This window comes from uncultured Flavobacterium sp. (genome assembly GCF_963922255.1).
Classification (GTDB): Bacteria; Bacteroidota; Bacteroidia; order Flavobacteriales; family Flavobacteriaceae; genus Flavobacterium.
Window position 1 is genome coordinate 1 of sequence record NZ_CAWUIC010000032.1, and the last position, 7,559, is coordinate 7,559.

General features: G+C 29.5%; 8 protein-coding genes. 7 read left to right on the plus strand and 1 reads right to left on the minus strand.

All coding sequences use genetic code 11. The annotated features are described in order from the left end of the window. Window positions 1-221: 221 nt before the first annotated feature. The 7 genes from AABJ49_RS13940 to AABJ49_RS13970 all read left to right on the plus strand — a co-directional run bounded on the left by AABJ49_RS13940 (window position 222) and on the right by AABJ49_RS13970 (window position 6,133). The gene (locus tag AABJ49_RS13940) at window positions 222-1,442 is read left to right on the plus strand and encodes a cysteine desulfurase (RefSeq protein WP_338378908.1); all 1,221 of its coding nucleotides are present in this window, start codon (window positions 222-224) and stop codon (window positions 1,440-1,442) included. An 11-nt stretch (window positions 1,443-1,453) separates the two neighbouring features. Beyond that, window positions 1,454-1,876: a hypothetical protein gene (locus AABJ49_RS13945; protein WP_338378901.1), complete on the plus strand. Its 423-nt coding sequence runs from the start codon at window positions 1,454-1,456 to the stop codon at window positions 1,874-1,876. A 6-nt stretch (window positions 1,877-1,882) separates the two neighbouring features. After that, entirely contained in the window at window positions 1,883-2,308 is a 426-nt protein-coding gene (locus AABJ49_RS13950) for a SufE family protein (protein WP_338378902.1), read from the plus strand. A gap of 47 nt (window positions 2,309-2,355) precedes the next feature. After that, entirely contained in the window at window positions 2,356-2,679 is a 324-nt protein-coding gene (locus AABJ49_RS13955) for an SUF system Fe-S cluster assembly protein (protein ID WP_338378903.1), read from the plus strand. A 77-nt stretch (window positions 2,680-2,756) separates the two neighbouring features. Next, window positions 2,757-4,592, plus strand: coding sequence for an ABC transporter ATP-binding protein (locus AABJ49_RS13960; RefSeq protein WP_338378904.1), 1,836 nt, complete (start codon window positions 2,757-2,759; stop codon window positions 4,590-4,592). A 48-nt stretch (window positions 4,593-4,640) separates the two neighbouring features. Then, on the plus strand, window positions 4,641-5,150 hold the full coding sequence (locus AABJ49_RS13965) for a DUF2480 family protein (protein WP_338378905.1): 510 nt from the start codon (window positions 4,641-4,643) through the stop codon (window positions 5,148-5,150). Window positions 5,151-5,245: 95 nt separating this feature from the next. After that, the gene (locus AABJ49_RS13970) at window positions 5,246-6,133 is read left to right on the plus strand and encodes a DUF3078 domain-containing protein (protein ID WP_338378906.1); all 888 of its coding nucleotides are present in this window, start codon (window positions 5,246-5,248) and stop codon (window positions 6,131-6,133) included. A gap of 51 nt (window positions 6,134-6,184) precedes the next feature. Here the strand turns inward: AABJ49_RS13970 and hflX are convergent, their stop codons facing one another. Then, window positions 6,185-7,411, minus strand: coding sequence for a GTPase HflX (gene hflX, locus AABJ49_RS13975; RefSeq protein ID WP_338378907.1), 1,227 nt, complete (start codon window positions 7,409-7,411; stop codon window positions 6,185-6,187). Window positions 7,412-7,559 lie beyond the last annotated feature (148 nt).

Consider the following 7,559-nt stretch of genomic DNA (forward strand, 5'->3'; position numbering starts at 1 on the left):
AGACGGTACATTAGTACCTAAACAATTTAAAGCTCACTTTTCATTAAAACGTTAAATAGTTTTAGATTACATATTAAAAAAGGTTACTCATTTGAGTAACCTTTTTTAGTTTTAATAAATAATAAACATTAGAAGCTTATTGTGTTTTAAAATACTTTTAACCTTTATTTATTCTAATGTTAGATAATGATGTTGTAAATTTGCATACAAATCGTTTTGAAATGTTAGACATCCAAAAAATACGTGCTCAATTTCCTATTCTTTTGCAAAAAGTGAATGGAAAACCTTTGGTTTATTTTGATAATGGAGCCACTTCACAAAAGCCTCAAATAGTAATTGATTCAATAGTAGACTATTATTCAAAATATAATGCTAATATTCACCGTGGAGTGCATACTTTAAGTCAATTGGCAACAGATGCTTATGAACAAGCACGACTAAAGATTCAAAAGCATTTTAACGCCAAAAATTCGTATGAAATTATATTTACTTCGGGAACAACCGAAAGTATCAATTTAGTAGCAAATGGATTTGATTCGATTCTTCAAAAAGGAGATGAAATTATCGTTTCAGCATTAGAGCATCATAGTAATATTGTGCCTTGGCAAATGCTTTGTGAGAATACAGGAGCTGATTTAAAAGTAATTCCAATGAGTTTAAAAGGTGAATTAATTATGTCAGAATATGATAAATTACTTTCAAATAAAACAAAATTGGTTTTTTGTAATCACATTTCAAATGCTTTAGGAACTATAAATCCTATTGAAGAAATTATTGAAAAAGCACATAAAGTTGGAGCAGCAGTTTTAATTGATGGTGCACAAGCTTGCCCTCATTTAAAACCAGATGTTCAAGCATTAAACGTTGATTTCTATGTTACATCTGCACATAAAATGTGTGGACCTACGGGTGTTGGAATGTTATATGGGAAAGAAGAATGGTTAAGAAAATTACCACCCTACAAAGGTGGTGGTGAAATGATAGCAACAGTAACGTTTGAAAAAACTACATATGCAGATTTACCTCATAAATTTGAAGCGGGAACACCAAATATTTGTGGAGGAATTGCATTCGGAACAGCAATAGATTACATGAATTCAATTGGTTTTGATGACATTAAAGCTTATGAACATGAACTATTAGTATATGGAACAAATAAAATAAAAGAAATAGAAGGTGTAACTATTTATGGCCCAACTGACTTGACTAAAAAAGCATCTGTAATCTCATTCAATATTGACGGAATTCATCCTTATGATATTGGCACGATTATAGATAAATTAGGTATAGCAGTACGAACCGGTCATCATTGTGCTCAACCTATAATGGATTTCTATAAAATACCAGGTACAATAAGAGCAAGCTTTGCTTTTTATAATACTAAAGAAGAAATTGATATATTTGTAGAAGCCATTAAAAAAGCTAAAATGATGTTATCTTAAAAACAGAAATTATGAAACTATTAGTTACAATTTTTTTAAGCATTTTTCTTGCTAAAGGATGTTCTGAGTATAAGGATTTAGAAAAAGTAAAAATGGTATATGAAGCAAATAATAGAGGCTATCATAAAAAGGTTATAATTGAAAATAAAACTTTTTTTGTAACAAATATAAGAGATGAAAAGGGAGTTGAAATCAAATTAACAGATGCAGAATGGAAGTTGTTAGCTGATTTATTTAAAAAAGTAGATTTATCTAACTATAATGAATTAGAAGGTGCAACTCAACAAAGACATTATGATGGTAAAGCACATGCCAATTTAACTATCACTAAAGAAGATAAAGTGTATACTACTAAAGGTTTCGATCACACAATTCCACCAACTCAAATTAAAGAGTTAGTGGACACAATCTTGAAATTATCAGAAAAGAAATAATTAAGCATGCAAATTAAAGAAATACAAGACGAAATCGTAGATGAATTTTCAATGTTTGAGGATTGGATGCAACGCTATGAATATATTATCGAATTAGGAAAATCATTACCTTTAATCGAAGAAAAATATAAAACGGAAGAAAATATTATTAAAGGCTGTCAGTCTAAAGTTTGGGTTCATGGTGAAGAAAACAATGGAAATATTGTTTTTACTGCGGATAGTGATGCAATTCTAACCAAAGGAATTATTGCCATTTTAATCAGAGTTTTTTCTAATCAAAAGCCAGAAGATATTTTAGAAGCAAACACAGATTTTATTGATGAAATTGGTTTAAAAGAACATTTGTCACCAACAAGAGCTAACGGTTTAGTTTCTATGATAAAACAAATAAAAATGTATGCTTTAGCCTTTCAAGCAAAACAATCAAATTAACAATTAAGTACTTAAATAATAAGATACTGAAATAAATTCAGCATAAAATGGAACAATATAACGATACAGTAAACTTAGGAGAAGATGTTGTAAAAACACTAAAAACAATTTACGACCCAGAAATTCCTGTAGATATTTACGAATTAGGCTTAATCTACGATGTGATGATTAATGAAGATAATGACGTTAAAATCTTAATGACATTAACTTCACCAAATTGTCCAGTAGCTGAAACTTTGCCACTTGAAGTGGAAGAAAAAGTAAAATCAATAGACATTGTAAAATCTTGTGAAGTTGAAATTACTTTCGATCCACCTTGGAGCAAAGATTTAATGAGCGAAGAAGCTAAATTAGAACTAGGAATGCTTTAAATTCAGTAATCAGTGCTCAGTTAATAGTCGGCAGTTTTGCTACTGAACACTTTTTTTTAAACACTGAACACTAAAAAATGGCTCGTTTTCAACCAAAATCATTAAAAGACACTAAGAAAATTGGATTAAAAGATTCTTTTAATTCACTTACTTATATACCTCGTTTTTTCAAAGAAATTTGGCAAACTAACAAGAAGCTGTTTTTAATTTCTGCATTTTGTAGGTTAATTGCAGCTTTATTACCTGTTGTAATTCTTTGGGTTGGAAAAATCATCATTGATGAAATCATTCGAATAACTTCTCAAGGGGAAAAAGATTTTGCCGAACTTTGGAAATATGTTTTATTAGAATTTATATTAGTAGTTCTTTCTGATTTAATGAGTAGAGCTATTTCATTGACTGATGGTATTTTAGGTGATCAATATAACATCAATACTTCAGTTAAAATTATTGAAAAGACAAATGAAGTTGATATTAGTCTTCTAGAAAATTCTGAATTTTACGACAAACTTGAAAGAGCAAGAACCCAAACTATGGGAAGAGTTGACTTAATGTCAAATGTTCTTGGACAAGCTCAAACGACTATTTCAATTATAACTTTAGTAGCAGGTTTAATTTATTTTGAGCCATATTTAATTATTTTATTGATTTTAAGCATTATCCCTTCATTTATAAACGAAGTTCGTTTCAGTCAACAACAATATTCTTTAGCAAGAAGTTGGACCGCAGAAAGAAGAGAATTAGATTACTTGAGATTTATAGGTGCAAATGATAAAACAGCTAAAGAAATCAAGCTTTTTGGTTTGACTAATTTTGTTGTAAATCGTTTTCAAAATTTAGCCACAAAATACTTTAACTTAAATAAAACGTTAGTCATAAAACGTTCAAGTTATGGGTTTTTGTTTAATCTTTTGGGTTCAATAAGTTATTATGCTGCTTATGTTTTTATCATTTATCGTGTTTTATCAGGTGTGATAACTTTAGGTGAACTGACTTTCCTTTCGGGAAGTTTTAACCGTCTGATGAAAAGTTTACAAGATTTTTTCTCTAAATTTACTCGTATTTCTGAAAGTTCATTGTACTTAAAGGACTATTTCGATTTTATTGATATTTCGGTTCAACCAAAAACTGCAGAAGATATTCAATTGCCAAAAGTGATTGAAAAAGGCTTTGAATTCAAAAATGTGTTCTTCGCTTATCCAGAATCAGAAAATCAAATATTAAAAGATGTAACGTTTTCCATAAATGCAGGTGAAAAAATTGCTTTTGTTGGACAAAATGGTGCAGGAAAAACAACGTTAACTAAATTGTTACTTCGTTTCTACGAACCAACTTCTGGTGAAATCCTATTAGACGGAATAAATATAAATCGATACAATAAAAGCGAATATCAAGCTTATTTTGGAGTTTTATTTCAGGATTTTTTCAGATATGAATTCACGGTAAAAGAAAATATTGCCATTGGTAAAATTGACGAAATAGAAAACCAAGCAAGAATAGAAAAAGCTGCCGAATTAAGTTTAGCGGATGAAGTAGTTTCAGAATTAACCTATGGGTATGAACAACAATTAGGAAAACGATTCGTAAAAGGGCAAGAACTTTCTGGTGGTCAATGGCAAAAAATCGCTTTAGCCAGAGCTTACATGAAAAATGCTGAAGTCATGATTTTGGATGAACCAACATCAGCTTTAGATGCCAAAGCAGAAAGTGAAGTTTTTGAACGTTTTATACATCTAATTAAAAATAAAACGAGTGTTATAATTTCGCACAGATTTAGTACTGTTCGTCAAGCGGATAGAATTATAGTTTTAGAAGAAGGAAAAATTTTAGAATCAGGCACACATGAAGAATTGATGTCGAATAATAAATTGTATGCACAATTGTTCACACTTCAAGCTGAAGGTTATCAATAAGTAAATTTCAATAATCAAATTCCAAATTCCAAAGAAAAAATAGTAAAAATGGAAGAAGAAATCATAAATAAAGTAGCAAATAGTGTTTTGGAAGTCTTTGATTTAGAAGATTATTTTCCAAAACAGACCATTCTTTCTATTGATGTCTCCCAATGGTTAGTGGAAGGATTTATGTTGAAAGAAAAAGAGTTTAGAACATCTTTAAAAAATCACGATTGGTCTCAATATAAGGATTCTTTAGTTTCCATCTTTTGTTCCACAGATGCTATTTTACCAGCTTGGACATTTGCATTAGTGACAGTTTATCTTCAACCTTATGCTTTTAAAATTGTTTCTGGAACCAAAAACGATTTGCTTTTACATCATTATCAAGACATTTTAAATCAAATTGATTTCTCTGTTTATGATAAAAAACCATTAATTTTGAAAGGTTGTTCCAATAAACCTGTTCCTCAAGAAGCTTATGTTTTAGCTATTCAAAAATTAATGCCTCATGCCAAAAGTATCATGTTTGGTGAAGCTTGTTCGGCTGTTCCGTTGTTTAAATCGTTAAAATAGCGCTTTTTATCGAAAATAAACAACTGTTTAAAAGAAAGTTTTGCTTTCCATATATCAAAGAGTACTTTTGCATTTTAAATTTAAAAATAAATAAAATGAAAAAAATAGTACTAAGTTTATTATTGGTTTCTTCATTTGGATTTGCTCAAGATACAGAAAAAGAAAATCTTAAGCGAACAGAAGAAGCTGCTGCAAAAGTAGGAGAAGAAAAGCCAGATGGTTGGTTAAAGGCAGGAACTTTTTCTCTTATTGGAAATCAATCTACTTTTAACAACTGGTTAGCAGGTGGTCAAAGTAATATTTCTGGAAATATTTTAGTTAATTATGATTTTAATTACAAAAAAGGTGATTGGTCTTGGGATAATAAATTGATGGCAGGTTATGGTCTTACGAAACTTAAAGATGCCGATATGCAAAAATCAGATGATAGATTGCAATTTAATTCATTGTTAGGTAAAAAAGCTTCTAGACTTTGGTATTACTCTGCTTTCTTTAACTTTAAAACTCAAATGGATACAGGCTTAGATCCTGATACTCAAACTACAAAAATTTCACACTTCTTTTCTCCTGCTTATTTTCAATTTGGACCAGGTATGATGTGGAAAAAAAGTGATAATTTAAAATTCAATATTGCACCAGCAACTTCAAAGTTAATCATCGTTCACGATCATTTTACAGAATTAGGACCATCTTTTGGTGTTGAACAAGGTGATACTTCAAGATATGAATTTGGTGCTGCTTTAAGCGGATATTATAAATTTAATTTAATGACAAATGTTTCTTTTGAAAATATTTTAAATTTATATTCAAATTATTTAGAAGATCCACAAAATGTTGATTTAGACTACCAATTAAATGTTGTAATGACTATTAATAGGTATTTATCTACCAACTTTACATTTCAAACAATTTATGATGACAATGCCTTTAAAGGTTTTCAAACTCGTCAAAATATTGGTTTAGGTGTTAATTATGCATTCTAATACTTAAAAAAGTATAATAATAAAAAAAAGACCCAAATTTGGGTCTTTTTTTTATTCTTCTTTTTCAATAGCTTCACTATATTCTGGGTATAAAAATTTGTTGTAAGGAAATCTAGTTATGTGTATTTCACGAACGGCTTCATAAACTTTCTCTCTAAATTCTTCAAAGTTTATTTTATCAGTTGCTGATATGAATAAGGCATTCTTTTCACCAACATTATTCATCCAAGTTTTTTTCCACTCTTCTAGCGTGTTGTGTTTTGGTTCTTTTTCTGTGATTAAATCATCTTCAGCCAAATAAGCAGGTTTATAAGCATCAATTTTATTGAAAACCATTATGGTTTGCTTATCATCGCTCTTAATATCTTTCAAAATCTGATTAACAGATTCAATATGATGTTCAAATTCAGGATGAGAAATATCTACAACATGCAATAATAAGTCGGCTTCTCTGACTTCATCCAAAGTACTTTTAAAAGAATCAATTAGTTGTGTAGGAAGTTTTCTAATAAATCCAACGGTATCAGATAATAAAAAAGGTAAATTTTTAATAACCGTTTTTCTTACTGTAGTATCTAAAGTTGCAAATAATTTATTTTCTACAAAAACATCACTTTTCCCAACCGCATTCATTAAAGTAGATTTTCCAACATTTGTGTAACCTACTAAAGCTACTCTAACCATAGCGCCACGATTGCTTCTTTGTGTGGCCATTTGCTTGTCAATTGCTTTAATTTTATCCTTTAATAAAGCAATTCTATCTCTTACAATACGTCTATCGGTTTCAATTTCAGTTTCTCCAGGTCCACGCATTCCAATTCCACCTCGTTGTCTTTCCAAGTGAGTCCACATTCCTGAAAGTCTAGGTAATAAATAAATACATTGTGCTAGTTCAACTTGTGTTCTTGCATAAGAGGTTTGGGCACGTTGAGCAAAGATGTCTAAAATAAGATTGGTTCTATCCAACACTTTTATATCAAAAATTTTTGTGATATTTTTTTGTTGAGAAGGGGTTAGTTCATCGTCAAAAATAATAGTAGAAATATTGTTTTCTTTTATGTAAGAAGCAATTTCTTCAAGTTTTCCTGTACCTACAAATGTCTTAGGATTTGGTTTGTCCATTTTTTGAGAAAATCGCTTAATGACCTCACCACCAGCAGTAAATGTTAAAAACTCTAACTCATCAAGGTATTCATTTAACTTTTCCTCGTCTTGATTTTGTGTTATAATTCCAACTATTACAGTTCTTTCAAAATTTATTATCTCTTTTTCTATCATATTTATTAAGCAGCTAATTTATTTTTCAACAAATTTAACACAAAATGTTAATAAAACCCTTTTAGTTTTCAAAATATTAATTACTTTTGGGGATAAATCAAACCAAACAACAATATAATGATGAAGAAAATTACGCTATTTTTAGTAA